The 16,115-nt window shown below is 49.0% G+C and carries 14 protein-coding genes; 7 read left to right on the top strand and 7 right to left on the bottom strand.

The window, feature by feature from the left end:
* Positions 1-66 precede the first annotated feature (66 nt).
* From VB741_RS20610 to VB741_RS20595, 4 genes are all read right to left on the bottom strand, one after another.
* Positions 67-792 carry a hypothetical protein gene (locus VB741_RS20610; RefSeq protein WP_323367086.1) on the bottom strand — a complete coding sequence of 242 codons (726 nt, stop codon included), beginning with the start codon at positions 790-792 and terminating at the stop codon, positions 67-69.
* A gap of 520 nt (positions 793-1,312) precedes the next feature.
* A complete protein-coding gene (locus tag VB741_RS20605) occupies positions 1,313-2,074 on the bottom strand; it encodes an SDR family oxidoreductase (RefSeq protein WP_323367085.1) in 762 nt (253 codons plus the stop codon).
* Positions 2,075-2,300: 226 nt separating this feature from the next.
* Entirely contained in the window at positions 2,301-3,215 is a 915-nt protein-coding gene (locus VB741_RS20600) for a hypothetical protein (RefSeq protein ID WP_323367084.1), read from the bottom strand.
* A gap of 220 nt (positions 3,216-3,435) precedes the next feature.
* The gene (locus VB741_RS20595) at positions 3,436-4,008 is read right to left on the bottom strand and encodes a 2-amino-4-hydroxy-6-hydroxymethyldihydropteridine diphosphokinase (protein WP_323367083.1); all 573 of its coding nucleotides are present in this window, start codon (positions 4,006-4,008) and stop codon (positions 3,436-3,438) included.
* Positions 4,009-4,221: 213 nt separating this feature from the next.
* Here VB741_RS20595 and VB741_RS20590 point away from each other — a divergent pair, with 213 nt between their 5' ends.
* From VB741_RS20590 to sodC, 4 genes are all read left to right on the top strand, one after another.
* The gene (locus VB741_RS20590; protein WP_323367082.1) at positions 4,222-5,094 is read left to right on the top strand and encodes a glycosyltransferase family 2 protein; all 873 of its coding nucleotides are present in this window, start codon (positions 4,222-4,224) and stop codon (positions 5,092-5,094) included.
* A 29-nt stretch (positions 5,095-5,123) separates the two neighbouring features.
* Positions 5,124-7,034: a fumarate reductase/succinate dehydrogenase flavoprotein subunit gene (locus VB741_RS20585; RefSeq protein ID WP_323367081.1), complete on the top strand. Its 1,911-nt coding sequence runs from the start codon at positions 5,124-5,126 to the stop codon at positions 7,032-7,034.
* A gap of 50 nt (positions 7,035-7,084) precedes the next feature.
* Positions 7,085-8,035 (top strand): DMT family transporter, encoded by a 951-nt coding sequence (locus tag VB741_RS20580; protein WP_323367080.1) that lies wholly within the window; start codon positions 7,085-7,087, stop codon positions 8,033-8,035.
* Between the two features lie 345 nt (positions 8,036-8,380).
* A complete protein-coding gene (gene sodC / locus VB741_RS20575; RefSeq protein ID WP_323367079.1) occupies positions 8,381-8,923 on the top strand; it encodes a superoxide dismutase [Cu-Zn] SodC in 543 nt (180 codons plus the stop codon).
* Between the two features lie 19 nt (positions 8,924-8,942).
* Here sodC and VB741_RS20570 read toward each other — a convergent pair whose 3' ends face one another.
* From VB741_RS20570 to VB741_RS20560, 3 genes are all read right to left on the bottom strand, one after another.
* Positions 8,943-9,611: a CIA30 family protein gene (locus VB741_RS20570; RefSeq protein WP_323367078.1), complete on the bottom strand. Its 669-nt coding sequence runs from the start codon at positions 9,609-9,611 to the stop codon at positions 8,943-8,945.
* Between the two features lie 259 nt (positions 9,612-9,870).
* Positions 9,871-10,374, bottom strand: coding sequence for a PTPA-CTERM sorting domain-containing protein (locus VB741_RS20565; protein WP_323367077.1), 504 nt, complete (start codon positions 10,372-10,374; stop codon positions 9,871-9,873).
* An 859-nt stretch (positions 10,375-11,233) separates the two neighbouring features.
* Positions 11,234-12,403 carry a hypothetical protein gene (locus VB741_RS20560; RefSeq protein ID WP_323367076.1) on the bottom strand — a complete coding sequence of 390 codons (1,170 nt, stop codon included), beginning with the start codon at positions 12,401-12,403 and terminating at the stop codon, positions 11,234-11,236.
* Positions 12,404-13,192: 789 nt separating this feature from the next.
* Here VB741_RS20560 and VB741_RS20555 point away from each other — a divergent pair.
* The 3 genes from VB741_RS20555 (at position 13,193) to VB741_RS20545 (ending at position 15,877) form a co-directional block, all read left to right on the top strand.
* Complete coding sequence (locus tag VB741_RS20555) at positions 13,193-13,849, top strand: sugar transferase (RefSeq protein ID WP_323367075.1); 657 nt, start codon at positions 13,193-13,195, stop codon at positions 13,847-13,849.
* 146 nt (positions 13,850-13,995) lie between these two features.
* Entirely contained in the window at positions 13,996-14,625 is a 630-nt protein-coding gene (hpsJ-C, locus tag VB741_RS20550) for an HpsJ-like protein, cyanoexosortase C-associated (protein WP_326522198.1), read from the top strand.
* Between the two features lie 565 nt (positions 14,626-15,190).
* Positions 15,191-15,877, top strand: coding sequence for a PTPA-CTERM sorting domain-containing protein (locus VB741_RS20545; RefSeq protein WP_323367074.1), 687 nt, complete (start codon positions 15,191-15,193; stop codon positions 15,875-15,877).
* Positions 15,878-16,115: the final 238 nt, after the last annotated feature.

Below are 16,115 nucleotides of genomic sequence, written 5' to 3'. Positions count from 1 at the left end.
CAAGGACACGGATGAGAAAATAGATCCATAACACCACCCAGATTAGATCAGCTTTTGCTGAACCTATTATCGTCTATCGTATATACAACATGCCTTTACGCTGACCCACCTGGCGGAACCAGTGCCTAAATTTCTAACTTTAAAGTCAATATTTCGACAATATTCGAACGCTAGCGGTAGCACAATGAGTACGCCTAGGATTCTAGTTGCCGACAGAAATGCGCCAGCAATGCCAGCTAGCCACCATTTTTGCCGTCTTGCTAGATAAAAGCAAAGTAACGTCAGGCACAGATACAGAGATTCGGTAAAAACGCCTGAAAAAATAAAAGCAACCGGATATAGGAACAGATATTTGACCGAACGCAACGCTGTTGTGTGCCCTGAATCTATCTCGACTAGCTTATACAGCAGATAACCAGCAACAACCAGCGCTACATTTGAAATCACAATGCCTGCCAAGTAATACTCTCCCCCTGTGATTCTTCCCAGCAGATGCATTAACCCTGGATACAGTGGAAAAAAGGGGAAATTAGTTTGGTCGGGCGTACGTGCGATCGCACCAACTATAGAATAGCCATTCTGGGCAATGTCCATATACCAAAAGCTATCCCAAACGCCCCAGATATCGAGCCAAGCATACTGGCTCCAGCTAAACTGCTTACCATAGCCCCGATCGAGCAAATCTGTTGAAAATAAGCCGATGATCGTGAGTGCAACTCGCGAGCCAATAAAGAGAAGTAAGACGTACCTAAGGCCAGAAAAACCATGTCGAAACCAACGAGGTTGCTTCATAAATAACCTTCAGCAGAGTAGGTCTTTAATATAAACCTTGTCCTCAGATCTGCTGTTTTTTCCCAGAGAAAACGCAAGATCCCAAGTTGGAAGTGGTTTCGTAGATGCTTGAATGCCGGTTATCTCATTGAGTCGATTAGTTCTTTAGCGTAGGGTGCCGTGGAACGCACCGTTTACACCAGTGAAGGCTAGAGTAGTGTGCTAGCAACGCAACCTCAAGCGGCGTCAGCCGCTTGAATCAACGGCTTGTACAAGCGGTGGATATTGATACGACTGTTGTGCAACCAGCGGCTCAAGCGGCGTTGCTTGCTTTGCGCCTGCACCCCTCGACAGGGAATATAGGGGAGCTACCGCGCCAGGCTAACCTCCCCGCGCTGAAGCAGGGCCCACCATCCAAAGGCAGGTCGTCAAATGGGCTCGATGTGCCCAGGGCACCGAAAGGCATTCAGCCAATTTCAATCAACTCTTATCAGTCAACCAGGGGGGTCACAGGTCACAGTCTGCTTTTGTGATGTCTTAACTACACCAGATTGGGGTCAAATTGGGTGGCATTTCTCCCCACATTGGTGATGGATTCACCGCCGTCGACAAATAGAATTTGTCCCGTCATAAAGTCATTATCAATCAGACTCACAATGGCTTGGGTAATGTTGTCCGTATGCCCTTGCCGCTGCACTGGAATGCCTTGGATCCGCCAGTTGATATAATCCTCAGACCGCGAACCAGCGGGCATCACCACCCCGGGGGAAACGCCGTTGACGCGGATGTGGGGGGCAAATTCTAGGGCCGCTAACTTGGTAAATTCGGCCAGGGTTTTCTTAGATAGCAAATAAGCCGCGTACTCATACTGGTTAAAGGCTATTTTGTTGTCGCAAATGTTGATGATGTTGCCCGTCTCTACGGCCTTGGCAAAGGCACGGGACAAAAAGAAAGGTGCCCGCAGGTTGACGGCAAATTGTTGTTCAAATATTGCCACCGAGGTGTCGGCTATTTCTCCTGAGTCATAGACGGATGCGCTATTGACCAGCACCGCCAGGGTCGGCATTTTAGCCTGGACAGTCTGCAAAAAGTCGTCTAAGGCCTCGGCTTGACTTAGGTCTTGTTGAAACGTTTCGCACTGCACCCCCAGGGCCAAAATTTCAGCCTGGGTTGCTTTTGCCTTGGCCTGGGAGGAATTGTAGTGCAGAGCAATATCAAAGCCTGCTTTGGCCAGTGCGATCGCAATGGCTTTCCCCAAGCGCACACCACTTCCTGTGACTAAAGCAGTTTGGTTACGGTTCATTCAGCATCTCCTGAGGGGGGTTAACATGCATGGGTCCCATGGCGATGAAGTCCGAGGCTGCATCGCCATGGGACCGACAAAGTTTCTAATATATCCCATTAGCTCATTGGCTAGGGGCTATGGTCAAACGGATCATCTGACACGAGATCCTGGGTATCTGCCCCCCATGTCCCAGGGCAACCCCAAGGGATTGCAATGCAATTCCCGATTGCCTCTACAGGGGCCGCTATGGACACTCACTCAAACTTTCCACCAGCTGGCGGAAGGATTCGGTCAAAATACCTATGGCCTGGGACTGGTCTTTGGGGGCTAACCCATTGGGCGGCCCACAGGGGGTGTTATTGACATCCACGACGTAGAGCTGCCCATCGGCCGCGTCCCTCAGCACATCCAGCTCGCCAAAATCCAGGCCCATGGTGCGGGCAAACGTTAGCACTGTTTCCCGCTCCTGTTCTGAAAATTCCTGCACCGGATCGGCCAGTTCAGCCCTAGCATTATCATTGGAAAATCGAGTTTCCACAGGGCGATACTTACGATAGACCAAGGGAATTTGAGCGCCATGGACCACGACCCGATAGTCCAGCACCATGCCATTCCCAACAGAATTGTCAACTAGTTTTTGGTAGACCTTCCCAGACTCTACCCGATCTGGAGGGATGGGACAGTCAATCACCTGGCCATCATGGGTGGCGTTCCGATTATTTTTGCAGAGGGCCTGACCGTGGTGGGTGGTGGGATTGATCCTAAATGCATAGTTAGCCGCTGACTCCCAAACTTTCTGGACGTGGGATTTGCTAATGTCCCACACCCCTTGATTAATAACGGGGACATCGGCCCGAATAGCCGGCAAATCCGGCAGGCCAATGGTCCGATCGGCAAATCGGAAAGCAATGTCGTACTCTTTTGTGGGGTCCCACTCGATGCGATAGCCCAGCAGCACACAGAGCTTGTAAACAATGTAGGGAGGATAGTAAAAATCAGGTCGGTGTGGCGTGAATAGAATGATATATCGAGGCTTGGCCATGTAGGCGAGGGATCGCATCAGGCCTGTGGATACATCGGTGGGATGCTGAAAGTCATACAGCCGCGACAACGCATGTGAATTCATGGCGTCGTCGGCAAGCATACGCCATCGTCGCATCTGGTTATTTTGCGCCATCATGATATTTGTAAATTACAACCGTGACAAAGACAATTGGATCGAGGGGTAGCTCGATCAATCTACTAGAACCTATCCATTGGCCAACCTCCCGGAACCAACATCCCAGGCAGACTAATCCTTAAGTGATTGATGGATCGCACCCAAGTTACTGCTTTGATCGAAATGTTATGGCCAATGTCAGGCTACAAATCCCGGTTAGCTAGTTTAAGGGGAATTTAATAGCCTGGGGGGTTAAACCCAGGGATATGCCCTCAAAGTTGAATAAAACAGTTTGCTGATCTAGGGCTGTTGCATCGAACAATAGGTATTCTAGTAGCTCAAAAAGAATAGCACGGCCATAGGCTGGAGAATCTTCAATGGCGTACAAACAATCCTTGAGACTATGAACTTCGGTCAGGATATCTAGATCTATCGGTCTATCCTTAACCTTACACAGTGGATCCGTGCGATCGCGCCCTAGGGAGGTTTCGATGGCGTTAAAACGGGCCTTCAAGGCTACGGCATCCAAACTCGTTTCTATATAGGCCGCTAGATTGATAAAGGGAAAGTCGGTTTCCATGCCAACGGCAGAGGTTTGAATGGCGCGACTCACAATGCAGCGTTCTACACTGGGCAATAGGCTCTGCAATGCCCGAGATACATTAGAGTGGGGGTCTAAATTGCTGCCGATACCAATTAAGTAGCGTTTTCTCTCACCTGAGGCTACCGATGATAGCGCTGTAAAATTTAGCGATACAGGCGGTGAGCTATGGTCTAATGAGGACAGTAACATACTGACTACAGTGCTGACTACATTGAATAAAAATACCTAATCACTCTGATACCATAAAATACCTGCATAATCTTAAAGATACTAACCAAAGATTGCCATTGCTGCTCCTCCACATAATTCAATCCAATTTGTTTTGACAAGTCATCTGGATAACTCAGCAATGCCTACCCTAAATCAGCAATGACAAAGCCTTAAGTGCCCTAGGAGATGGCTGTGACCCAGGACGTTTCAATCGTGATGCCTGCCTTTAAAGCAGAAGACACGATCGCTAAAACTGTTTTAAGTGTGATTCAACAAACTCACCCCCACTGGGAGTTGGTGATTGTTGCCGATGATGGGATGGATTATGCATCAATTCTAGGCCAGGCTGGATTATTGCACCCAGGCATTCGATTCCTTTCCTCAGACAGTGCCTTAAGCAGCCATGGATCGGGGCCGTCCATACCGAGAAATATAGGTTTGGATGCCGCTAAATTTTCCTACGTCGCCCTGCTGGATGCTGACGATATTATGCACCCACAGAAATTGGAATATGCGGTGGATAAACTCCAGATACATCCGATCATTTCCTGTGCATTGCAACTCCTCACCAGCGACTTCCAGCCTTTAAGAACAGTGGGGGAGGGCGCGGATCGGGTCCTATCCAGTCGGGACTACAAATACACTAATTACTCTAGCGATGCCATGGTGGTCTATGATCGCCAAGTGGTAGACCCCAGATTTGATCCTTCCTTACCCTGCGTTAATGATGTGGATTTTGTGTTGCGGCTGTTTGCCAAAAGCGATCATTGTTTTCACTTCGGTCGACCCTTACATTCCTATGTCAAGCGCCCTATTTCTGTGAGTAATGGCCCGACTGTGGAGCAAAAGTATACTCAAGTTAAAAACACAATTCTACAACGATTGTCATCTGGGTACTACCCATTTCTAGACCCAGAAACCTGTGCTTATATGGAGCGTTACTTTGTTGCTTCCCTCGCAACAGAAGCAGCTTTGAGCAAGGCATTGGCAACGGATCCTGAGGCTCTGTTCGAAGACTGCATAGAGAAGATTATGCATCCACAAACAGAGGCGGCCGAGGGTTAGAACTGAACAACAAACCGAACGATAGTAGTATGACTTCATTAAATGCTCGAGTCCCGTCTGGCCCCCTAAAGGACAAGTGGAACAACTTTAAGGACCACTGCCAGCTGGTTAACCCAAATAATAAACGGAAGCATACGGTCATCATTGTGGGCACCGGGCTGGCGGGGGCGTCAGCAGCAGCCACATTGGCGGAGTTGGGCTATTGTGTTAAAAGCTTTTGCATTCAAGACTCTCCTCGGCGGGCCCACAGTATTGCGGCCCAGGGGGGCATTAACGCGACTAAAAACTATCCCAGTGATGGTGACAGCGTCTGGCGGTTGTTTTACGACACCATCAAAGGGGGAGATTACCGCTCCCGTGAGGCCAATGTGTATCGCCTGGCCCAGATTAGCAACCACATTATTGACCACTGTGTGGCCCAGGGGGTGCCCTTTGCGCGGGAATATGGGGGACTGTTGGCCAATCGGTCCTTTGGTGGAGCCCAGGTATCCCGCACATTTTATGCGAAGGGACAGACAGGGCAACAGCTGCTGCTGGGGGCCTACAGCGCCATGATGAAAATGGCGGACCAGATTGAGACGTTTACCCGGCGGGAAATGCTCGATCTGGTGGTGATTGACGGCCATGCCAGGGGGATTATTACCCGCAACCTAATTACGGGAGAACTGGAGCGCCACCAGGGGGATGCGGTGCTGCTGTGTACGGGGGGCTATGGCAATGTGTTTTATCTCTCCACCAATGGCCGCAACTCCAATGTGACGGCAGCGTGGCGCTGCTATAAGCGGGGGGCCTACTTTGCTAACCCTTGTTATACCCAGATTCACCCTACCTGCATTCCGGTGTCGGGGGACTATCAGTCAAAGCTGACGTTGATGAGTGAGAGTTTGCGCAACGATGGCCGGGTATGGGTGCCGCTCAAACCGGGGGACAATCGCCCTCCCAACGAGATTCCTGAAGCGGAGAGGGACTATTACCTGGAAAAGCGCTATCCCAGCTTTGGTAACCTGGTACCTCGGGATGTGGCGTCTCGCAATGCTAAGCACATGACGGATGCAGGCCGTGGGGTGGGGGCAACGGGTCTGGCGGTGTATTTGGACTTTCGGGATGCCATGGCGCGGGATGGACAGGCTGCGATCGCATCTCGCTACGGCAATCTATTCCAGATGTACCAACGCATTACGGACGAAAACCCCTACGAAGTGCCCATGCGCATTTACCCAGCGGTGCACTACACCATGGGCGGACTGTGGGTGGACTATCACCTGATGAGCACGGTACCGGGGTTGTTTGTCTTGGGGGAGGCCAACTTCTCGGACCACGGCGCGAACCGTCTGGGGGCCAGTGCCCTGATGCAGGGGTTGGCTGATGGTTACTTTGTCATTCCCTACACCCTGGGGGACTACCTGGCCCGTAACCCGCTTCCCCCCGTGGATACGAGGGATGACGCCTTTGTCGAAGCGGAGGCATCGGTGCAGCGTAAAACCGACAAATTGTTGGGCATCCAGGGGGATAAAACCGTGATGCAGTTCTATCGAGAACTGGGCCAACTGGTGTGGGACCATGTGGGCATGGGGCGCGATCGCAACAGCCTGGAAAGGGTGATTGGCCAAATTCAATCGCTGCGGTCAGAATTTTGGCAAAACCTGCGGGTGCCCGGTGCCGCCAATACCCTCAACCAAAACCTAGAATACGCCGGACGGCTGGCCGACTTTCTAGAGCTAGGGGAACTCATGGCCCGCGATGCCCTCAACCGAGAAGAATCCTGTGGTTGTCATTTTCGAGAGGAATACCAAACCAACGATGGCGAAGCTCAACGCAATGACGTGGACTATGCCTATGTCGCCGCGTGGCGCTACACCGGGGATGAACAGGTGCCCGAACTCCACCAGGAATCCCTCAGCTTTGATCACGTTGAACTCACCCAACGTAGCTATAAGTAGGCGCGGCTAAATTAGCCGCGCCTAAATTAGTCGCCAATAACCACCAACCCATGGGTCTAATCTTAATCTGTCTGGCTGCTGTTGCCTGGGGCACCACCGGCACCACCTCGATGCTGATTGCACAGCAAGCCACCGTTTCACCCTTGGTCATTGGCTTTTGGCGCATGGTCTTGGCCCTGCCGATTTTCTGGCTATGGCATAGTTACAATAGCCGTCATAACAACAGCCAGAACAGCCAGCACAAAAATACCTATAACAACCATAACAACAATCTTGGCCGGGCTCAAAAAAGCCCATGGCCCATCAAAGCCCATTGTCTACCGCTGTTGACCATGGGCCTGTGCATGGGAGGATACCAGGTGTTTTACTTTGCCGCTGTGCCCTATGTGGGGGTGGCTATGACCGCCATGGTGGCCATTTGTTCATCGCCCCTGATCATTGCCCTGCTGGCCCTTGTCTTCCTGGGGGAGAAACTCACCCGCGTCCTGGGCATCTCCCTGGTGCTGGGGGTTACGGGAACCCTGCTGCTCATTGCCCAGCCCGATGCCTTGGCGGCCAACGGCGGTCAATTTCTCCTGGGGGTAACCTTGGCCCTGGGGGCCGCGTTCTCCTATGGAGGCTATGCCATTTTGGCTAAAGTAATGGTCGATCGGATGGATGGGATTGCGATCGCATCCTACAGCTTCACCGCCGCCGCTCTTCTGCTCACCCCCACCCTGGTCCTGCAACCCTCTTTCGATATCTGGCTTAAGGTCCTCCCTTTTTTGCTCTACCTCGGCATAATCACTAGCAGCTTTGCCTACGGCATCTACATGCTCGGCATCCGCCATACCCCCGCCACCGTAGCCGGCATAGCCGTTTTACTCGAACCCTTAACCGCATCTCTACTGGGCATTTTTGTCTTTAAAGAACCCATGGGCTGGTCCAGCATCCTGGGAGCCCTATTGCTCATGGGAGGAATTCTTTATGCCCAGACAGGGAATGCTACAAAATCCTCATAAAGAGGAACAAATTATATGCAAAGTTGTCTAGGAGAAGTTGTCTAGGAGAAGTTTTGCAAAATGTTCTTCAGGACTTTAAAGAATTTGCCAAAAGTTTAACTATCTCCTTAAGAAGAGAGTCTGACCAACGTTATTAGCGACGTAGGAAATGATAGCTAATTCAGCTAATTATTCATTACCTCTTATTGTTCATTAATTTATAACGATTAATTTAACAATTAGCTCATGATTAGCCATTGCTGAATTAGGGCATGAACAGATTTTGACCCAGAGTACTCTGCCAGGATTTTTATCCCGAGCATCAGCAACGACTCTGATTCACACCTTGAACACATACTCCCTCTAATGATTAAGATCTTACGCCTTGCTGCCCTGGCAGTTCTAGTAACAGTTATCGCTTTAGCTCCAGCCTATGCCAATGACCACATGGTCACCGTCAACGTCAACCTAACCGATAGTCATGGGATTGGCCCCGCTGTGGGGACCGTCACCTTGGCCGATACCCGATACGGCGTAGTGCTGACCCCGAACCTCACCAACCTTACCCCTGGCATGCTTGGATTTCACGTCCATACCAATCCTGCCTGTGGTCCCGGATTCAAACAAGGTGACCCCGTTGCTGGGTTAGCTGCAGGGGGCCACTTTGACCCCTTCGAAACCGGAGTTCATGAAGGCCCCTACAGAGCTGGCCACCTGGGCGATCTGCCCCCGCTCTTTGTGGCAGGAGACGGCACGGCAACCACCCCAGTCTTAGCGCCTCGGCTAGATGTCAGCTTCCTGAAAAATCGCTCCCTAATGGTGCATCTGAATGGAGATAACTTCTCCGATCAGCCCGCGCCCCTCGGTGGCGGTGGACCTCGCCTTGCCTGCGGCGTCATTGGTGAGTAGCAACGACGGGGCTACCCCATTAATAGACCTTGACTGACTCCACCAGTAGCTGAAATGGACCCGCCGTAAAGTGCGGGTTCAGCTGGCGGTCGTATTCAAACTTACTCAGCATAATTTGCAGTGAGTAGATCTGGCCTGCATTGATCGGTGCTCGCTGGATTACCCGTGCCCGCTGGACTGCTTTCATATCGGCAAATGGAATCCGCACCGTGACCCAGCCACCGTTAGCCGTATCAAAGGAATAGGCATAGGCCACGGCGTCCCAACCGGCACCGTCCCGGAGAAAGAATTTGTAGCGTTGCCCGTCCCCCTTAACTCGCAGCTCTATGCCGCTGTAGGCACTCAGATCCAAGGGGGGCTCAAAGTTTCGGGTGCGCACTGAGGCAAAGCCACCGGAATTGGCCGTAGACACGTAGCCCGTAAAGGCTAGGCCCTCCGGCTGTAGCTGGGTACTACTCTGGCTGACACCGCCCATCACCACATCGTCTAGGGCTCCCCAGAGTTCGCGCATTTGTTCCGTAGGCTGGCGAAAGTCAAAAACGAGGTGAGCCTGGAGCTGGGGTGGTGGTGGCGGTGGTGAACCAAAGAACATTTTTTGCAGGGAGCTAACGATGGGAATAGCGTCAAAGTAGCTGAGGGTGTCAAAAAAGCGACCGAAATCCCACGATTGACGAGTTTGCTCTGGCATAGCCTCAAGCTCAGTTGACGGACGCCTTTATTGTATAGGCGACTTTTGAGTTCTGGCTCGCAGGTTTCCACAAAAAACGAGCCCTCAACCAAAAGTGGGGGCTCGTTTTTTTACTGGGATATTTACTATTAGATCAAGCATGAAGCCTCGCAAAGCTTCTAACACAAGCGTTTGATTCACGGCCTTAATGTCCCTAGGCCATTAGGCGATCGACATTCGAAAATCCATGCAATAACGGAGGTAGCCCGATGCCTTATGCCTAGTTAGCCTGGACCTGTTTGTTGCGTTTACGGATAGCGGCAATACCCATACCAAAGAGTCCAGGAAGCAGAGCAGGGGTGGGAACAGGGGTAGGAGTGCCAGGAGGAGTGCTAGGAGGAAGATCGACAGGAGGAAGATAGACAGGTCCACCCCGTACCGCAGTCCTTTCACCCGTGGTGTCCGTTCCCCAACCCAAAGCGAACGCTATCAGCCCTAGCATGGCCGCCTGTATCAAATAATCTCCACCACCACCAATAGCCGTGCGCCCTGGCGTCCGTGAAATTAAACCGGAAGAGCTACTACCAAAAGAAGATTGATCTAAGCCACTAAATTGGCTGTTAAAGGATTGACCAAAGCTAGTAGGCTGACTGCCAAAAGAACTTAGGGAACTTACACTAGGCGTACTAGTGGAGCGAAAGCTCAGAGCTTGGGCAGGCTCAACCGCCGAGATTAAGGACGTGGCCACCGCCCCCAGAGCTATACAGGAAATTTTCTTGAACATAATCGCAAGCAAAAAAGAACAACAAAACCATAAACTAGACAAAATTCATTGATGGCAGATGTCTTGAAGAATAGACCCGAGTAAAAGCTACACAGTGGAAACGTGCAATTTCTTAAAACTAAGCCATGTAATGTGGCCCAAAAAGACCTTTCTAGATCTATATCTCTATTCAAAACCTCGAATAAGTTTCAGAAAGCTAAAAATAAAAATACCTTTCGGAAATACAACTTGAAAACGAACCTCTGACAGACTATTTAGTGAGATAATTTTGTAGCTAAATTGCCCAAACTTTTCACTATTTTTAAGAACTGTTCACACTGAACAGACTTAAATCCATCGGTGAATCATCCGTTTTACTCTGAGGTTTGAAAACAACGTTTGATGCCTGATACTTTCATAACAGAGTAGTTTGATGAGCTGAAAGTAGCAGGCTAGTGTGATCAAGGAATCTTTATTCTGGGTTGTAATCTGCTTCTAATCCCTTTTTACTGTGCTTATCTCCTCCTAACATTGGTCTTTATATAGTTTAGTTAGTATACCGTTAGCAGGTTATCAATACGTCCTATGTACGCAACAAAATCAGTTTTTTAACTTATGAAATTTTGCCGATTTTAGATAGTGCTAGATTGGGTCAAGCCGTTGTCACGAAAAGTTCAAAACTGGGTGCTGATTAAAAGCAAAAAAACGATGCCTGAATTAACAGAGACATCGTTCTTTGATAAAACCATCAGGCCACCGTGCCTGATTAAATAGAAGCATCATTCTTTGAGGTTGGGTTGAGGCATAAAACCCAACTTATAAACCATTAGGCTAACCCACTCATCTATAACTTTTAACGCTAACAGTTTCCATTACCTTTCTAGGTCAGCTCACTGTTCAACATCTGACGTTTTGCCACGTACTGCTGTAGAACGTGATTGTGGCCGTCTAACTCCCGTTGCATCATCGCATACTGTTTTAATAGACTGGCTAGCTCTGTACGTCGTTCAGTCAGTTTTATGGCAATTTGATCCAATGTACTTTGTTCCATCAGCAGCATTTGGCGCTGGTGGGACAGATCCATCAGTTCCTGCAGGGGCGCTTGATAGGCGGCTTCCTGCCACAGTGGATCGGGGGATTCGAAACTCGCCACATACATATAGTTCGCTAATACGGTTTGAGCGATCTGCCGTAACTGGTTTTCAATCTGATAGTAGCCGGCATAAAGTTCTCCCAGCTGGGTGTTGTCCATATCAGGATTACTAAACTCATCCGCAATAGCATTTTCTAGGGACTGTAGCTGTTGCAGGTGGGCTTGATAGTTGGCATCTGTCTGCAGCAGATTGGTGATTTGGCTAACTTCATCTGGCTGCAGGGCTAGGAGAGACGTGGTACTGGCCAATTGCTGGCTGAGCTGTTGCGATCGCACCAACAATTCAGCCTGGCGATTAGCTAAACCACTGCTGCGGTAGGCCAAAACCGTGCGATGGGTTTGCAAATTCTGGGTCGTATGCTTTGACTGAAACAGCTGCATTTCCGACCTCAGCTGACGCACCTGTGATTGAATCTCAGGTAGCTGCTGATCAATAAACTCGATGCCTTTACACGTACTATCCTTACACTCACTACCACGATCCCCACCCGCCGAACTAAACAATCCGGTAGCCTGGGCCTGGGGGCTGGCAATGGGAGGCGTCGCCACCTGGGTGTCATCCTCCACCGTCGCCCGCTTTACCGTCGCCGTGGTCCCAGGGTTCGGAGCAGCTGCATCGGTTGGCTGCCACAGTCCTGTCTCGGCATACTGCATCAGGGCCCCCGCAGAGCAAACCACCGTTGCGCCAATGGCCAGGGCCGTATGATATTGCCATAGAGCTGAAGATGGGGACGACATTATGGATAGGTCATCCGCCCAGTAATCAGTATTAGATGTAGTAGTTTCAGAATCTAGGTATTTGTCTTGACGTTGGTAGAGCGGAGCATGATCCAGACAGTTGGCCAATAGCCACTGCCAGGATTTCAGAGAATTATCAGTATTAGAGGAGAAAGTCATACCAACGAAGACAGAAACAACGTGACTTGGCCTATGGATTTCTACAGAGATTAGGGAAAAGATCCGGGTATTTACAGGGAAAAAAACGCCATGGTCCCTAAGAACCCCAGGCATAATCAGCAAAACACTCTGGCTAGGGGGGCCAAAAAACCAGGCAAAATAACTAAAATACTTTGACCATGGCTTCTGTCCAAGGTGACGTACGCGCCATCGGCAACCTCAGCCGGTGACAAAGCGAACAAACGTATCCAGCAGCACCATACCAATATTAAGGCCCGTCATTAGGTCAGCCATTAGGCCAATAGCGATCAAACAAGACCACCCGTTTTTCCCTCCGGAGAACCATCATCAACCTTGTAGATCATGGTCAAGCTTCATAAAAACAGCAAAAACTGTTGCGTATCACGGAAGCCTATTGAAATCCATATAAAAACGGGCGTTGATCATCCTCAAGATGACTTAGTTTAAAATATCTTGATATAGTGACCTTTTGACCGATCGGTTCATTCTCAATATCAGCAATGGCTCAGAACGATATGCAACAGAATGCCAATCAACCAAGAAAGTTGATAAAGCTTTCATAAACCTAGCTATTTCCTTCCAGATCATTGTGGAATGGCTAGCAATAATGAAGCAAATTGAATCCGAGATTATAGTACGCAACAAGTTATTCGCTTCTTAGCTGTATTACAGGTTTCTGTTATTGCTGAACATTTTTGATTGAGACAGAAGCCATTTTTTGCAAGGGTACAGCTACCGCCTACCTTGCTCTCAAATAACTTTTGCGCTATGCGACTCTCGACATATTCCCCCATCCCCCAGGAAATTTCACCTGGCACCCACCGTTCTGCCTACAGTAAGCGTAAGCGGTGTATCGACATACTAGGTGCACTGTTAGGCCTATCGATTACCGCTATTCTATTTTTCCCCATAGTGCTGGCCATCCGGTTAGATTCCCCCGGCCCCATCTTCTACACCCAAAGACGCATTGGCCTACAGGGCGAACCGTTTAGCATCTTAAAGTTCCGCTCCATGGTGACCAATGCGGAAAAGCTAAAACACCTGGTAAAAAATGAAGCAGCCGGACACATCTTTAAAAACCGAAACGATCCCAGGGTGACTCGCATTGGACAGTTCCTCAGAAAAACAAGTTTAGACGAACTGCCACAGTTTTTAAATGTATTAAAAGGAGAAATGAGCCTGGTGGGTACTCGCCCCCCCACCACTGATGAGGTCGCCCAGTACTCTGGCCACCATTTTCAGCGCTTGAGTGTAAAACCTGGCATCACCGGCGAGTGGCAGGTGTACGGACGTTCTAACGTAGACAACTTTGATGAAATCGTACGGATGGATCTTGATTATCAACGAAAGTGGTCTATAGGCTATGACCTGTTGCTGTTACTCAGGACATTTATTGTTGTTTTAGGTAAGCAAGGCGCTTATTAGTGAAAAATGTATCCGGTTCAAGAGTTAGTCAACGACATCGTTCTACAGTCTTAACCTGATTATTCAAATTACAAAATGTATAACTTTCTAACACAGTAAAAGAGTTAAACGTTGTTTCTACAGACCTACCATCTATCTCCATTGCCATGACAAGCCTTCCTAGACCGTTCCCTTCTAAAACGAATCAACCTGCAACACATCAGAGTACGTATCCTACTCCAGGCAAGAATATTTGCCTGATCGTAGGTCTGACATGCCTACTAGGTTTTCTAGTTGATACGCTAGTGCTAAGTACCCCCCCCGATCCACTGGGTTTGGAATGGCGGGTTAATTTACTGCAGCAGATGGGCGATCGCAGCATCATTTTACTGTTTGCAGTTGCCCTGCTGATGTATGCCTTCTGGGATCAACGGTCGCTCAAGCGTCCCCTTGGATTTATTTGTCTGGTTCTAGGGGTGGCCTTTATGCTGTCATGTGTTTTGGTGATTCGTGACAGTCTCATTTTACAAAAAGAAGCCTTACAAAATATCAGCAATCAAGAACAGCAAGCACTCTCCCAAATTGAAGAAGCTCGAGGCGGCAATTTAAATTTACCCGAATCCGTTACCCCTGAACAGTTACAACAGGCGTCTCAACAGTTATCTAGTCAAGCCTCCGCTCTTAAAGAAAATACCCGCCAAGGTATTACTAAAGCGGGTGTAGGCAGCATGGGCAACTTGATTGCAGTGGGGTTGGGCTTACTGGGACTGGGGCGTTTGGGCATTAAACGGTCTTAGCTGCAAAGATTGGTAAGGAACCACCATATCTAAATCTGAATTACCAGCAATTCCCGTACTTGACCCAGAGTCAAGTACGGGAATTGTCTATGGGACTTTAGGATAGGTCTAAAACCTACATATTATTGGAGAGTTCCTTTGGCCTATATTGGAGGCTGCTTTTTTAGCTAAGAGACTTTGTATTGCACTAATTAAACTGTCACCAGCTGACTATATATCAACTTCATAGGCTGGATAATATAAGCAAGAAAGCTTGATGAGCTTCCTTTTCTCTGTTTGTGTATGTGCATCCCAACACTTTAAAGTTTGTCCGTAGATTAGTGTGTGTAGGACAAACTATCCCTGTTTACTTGTGCGACGTTAACAGACAACCCAGATTTAACTAAAAGTGGGCAACTTGGTTTAAGCCAAGTCCAATGGTCAACCTGTAGTTATCTTGGCATTATCTTCTACAGTAGATCCCCAGTGATGGGCGTGGACTAAGTTTAAAAAGGCTAGAGCTAGAGGTTTGAAGCGGTCTCTACCAATACGTTTTTTTCAAACCCATTTTCTTCCCACAACAATCATGACGAATCAAATTCTAAAAGGTGCCCTATTTGCAGGGACATTAGCGATCGGTTTTCTTGCCCAAGCTGATTTTGCCAGTGCAGCTTCCATTGTTTATGACTTCACCAGGTTTGGTGATCCATTGATTGATGTTGCGCCCTCTAGCTTTACGGCTGGTGGTGTGACCACAAATGTCAGTGGTAATGGTGTTGTGACCCAAACTGCCTACGGCCTTGGGTTAGCCAGGCCCCTAAGTGTAGCTCCTCCAGAAGAGATTGACGGTCTTGCCTTAAACGGTCCAGACTACATTGAGTTTGACTTTGGGGCCACTGTTGTTAATATTGTCTCTGCTACATTTCGCCTGGTAGGCACTGATGTTCCTATTCCAGGGATCGGTGCTGTTGGCAATGATGACTTCAGCTTGTCCGCTGACGGCAATCCCATTCTGGAAAACATTGATATTCCTGGTGGTGATGGTCTGGATACCGGTGCGGGTACGTTCGACTTTACTTCAGTGTTGTTACCGTCAGGTAATATCTGGCGTTTTTATGCCCCTGAGTTGGATGATGATTACACCATTGCCAGCCTAACGATTAATGCTGAGGCTGATCCGATTCCCACGCCAGCTCTATTGCCTGGTTTAATTGGCATGGGAGTAGCGGCACTCCGTAAACGTCGTGGAGAAGCTTCTGAAGCTGATGCCTAGAGCCTTGCCATCAGGATAAATTCTGGGCTGATGGTCTTAGAGACTAAGGGCAGAATAGCTGTCCTGAAAGCATCATGGAAACAGAATTGAGCACCTGATTCTAACTCCAGTATGGGTGAGGTGCTTGATTCTGTATTGCGAACTGTTCTATGGAACGTAGGATGATCGGACCATTGATGTCTGAATGATAGGTTCTTTCCGGAGTAGAAGTCAGGATTTTAGTAAGTTGAAAAAACAA

The organism is Leptothoe sp. PORK10 BA2, assembly GCF_034932105.1.
GTDB lineage: Bacteria > Cyanobacteriota > Cyanobacteriia > Phormidesmidales > Phormidesmidaceae > Leptothoe.
This window is presented reverse-complemented; position numbering and strand designations above follow the sequence as displayed.

What these genes read in the sequence shown, in the direction of transcription:
- VB741_RS20610 (WP_323367086.1), bottom strand. Translation starts at nt 792, where the DNA reads ATGAAGCAACCTCGTTGGTTTCGACATGGTTTTTCTGGCCTTAGGTAC.
- VB741_RS20605 (WP_323367085.1), bottom strand. Translation starts at nt 2,074, where the DNA reads ATGAACCGTAACCAAACTGCTTTAGTCACAGGAAGTGGTGTGCGCTTG.
- VB741_RS20600 (WP_323367084.1), bottom strand. Translation starts at nt 3,215, where the DNA reads ATGCGACGATGGCGTATGCTTGCCGACGACGCCATGAATTCACATGCG.
- VB741_RS20595 (WP_323367083.1), bottom strand. Translation starts at nt 4,008, where the DNA reads ATGTTACTGTCCTCATTAGACCATAGCTCACCGCCTGTATCGCTAAAT.
- VB741_RS20585 (WP_323367081.1), top strand. Translation starts at nt 5,124, where the DNA reads ATGACTTCATTAAATGCTCGAGTCCCGTCTGGCCCCCTAAAGGACAAG.
- VB741_RS20580 (WP_323367080.1), top strand. Translation starts at nt 7,085, where the DNA reads ATGGGTCTAATCTTAATCTGTCTGGCTGCTGTTGCCTGGGGCACCACC.
- sodC (WP_323367079.1), top strand. Translation starts at nt 8,381, where the DNA reads ATGATTAAGATCTTACGCCTTGCTGCCCTGGCAGTTCTAGTAACAGTT.
- VB741_RS20570 (WP_323367078.1), bottom strand. Translation starts at nt 9,611, where the DNA reads ATGCCAGAGCAAACTCGTCAATCGTGGGATTTCGGTCGCTTTTTTGAC.
- VB741_RS20565 (WP_323367077.1), bottom strand. Translation starts at nt 10,374, where the DNA reads ATGTTCAAGAAAATTTCCTGTATAGCTCTGGGGGCGGTGGCCACGTCC.
- VB741_RS20560 (WP_323367076.1), bottom strand. Translation starts at nt 12,403, where the DNA reads ATGACTTTCTCCTCTAATACTGATAATTCTCTGAAATCCTGGCAGTGG.
- VB741_RS20555 (WP_323367075.1), top strand. Translation starts at nt 13,193, where the DNA reads ATGCGACTCTCGACATATTCCCCCATCCCCCAGGAAATTTCACCTGGC.
- hpsJ-C (WP_326522198.1), top strand. Translation starts at nt 13,996, where the DNA reads ATGACAAGCCTTCCTAGACCGTTCCCTTCTAAAACGAATCAACCTGCA.
- VB741_RS20545 (WP_323367074.1), top strand. Translation starts at nt 15,191, where the DNA reads ATGACGAATCAAATTCTAAAAGGTGCCCTATTTGCAGGGACATTAGCG.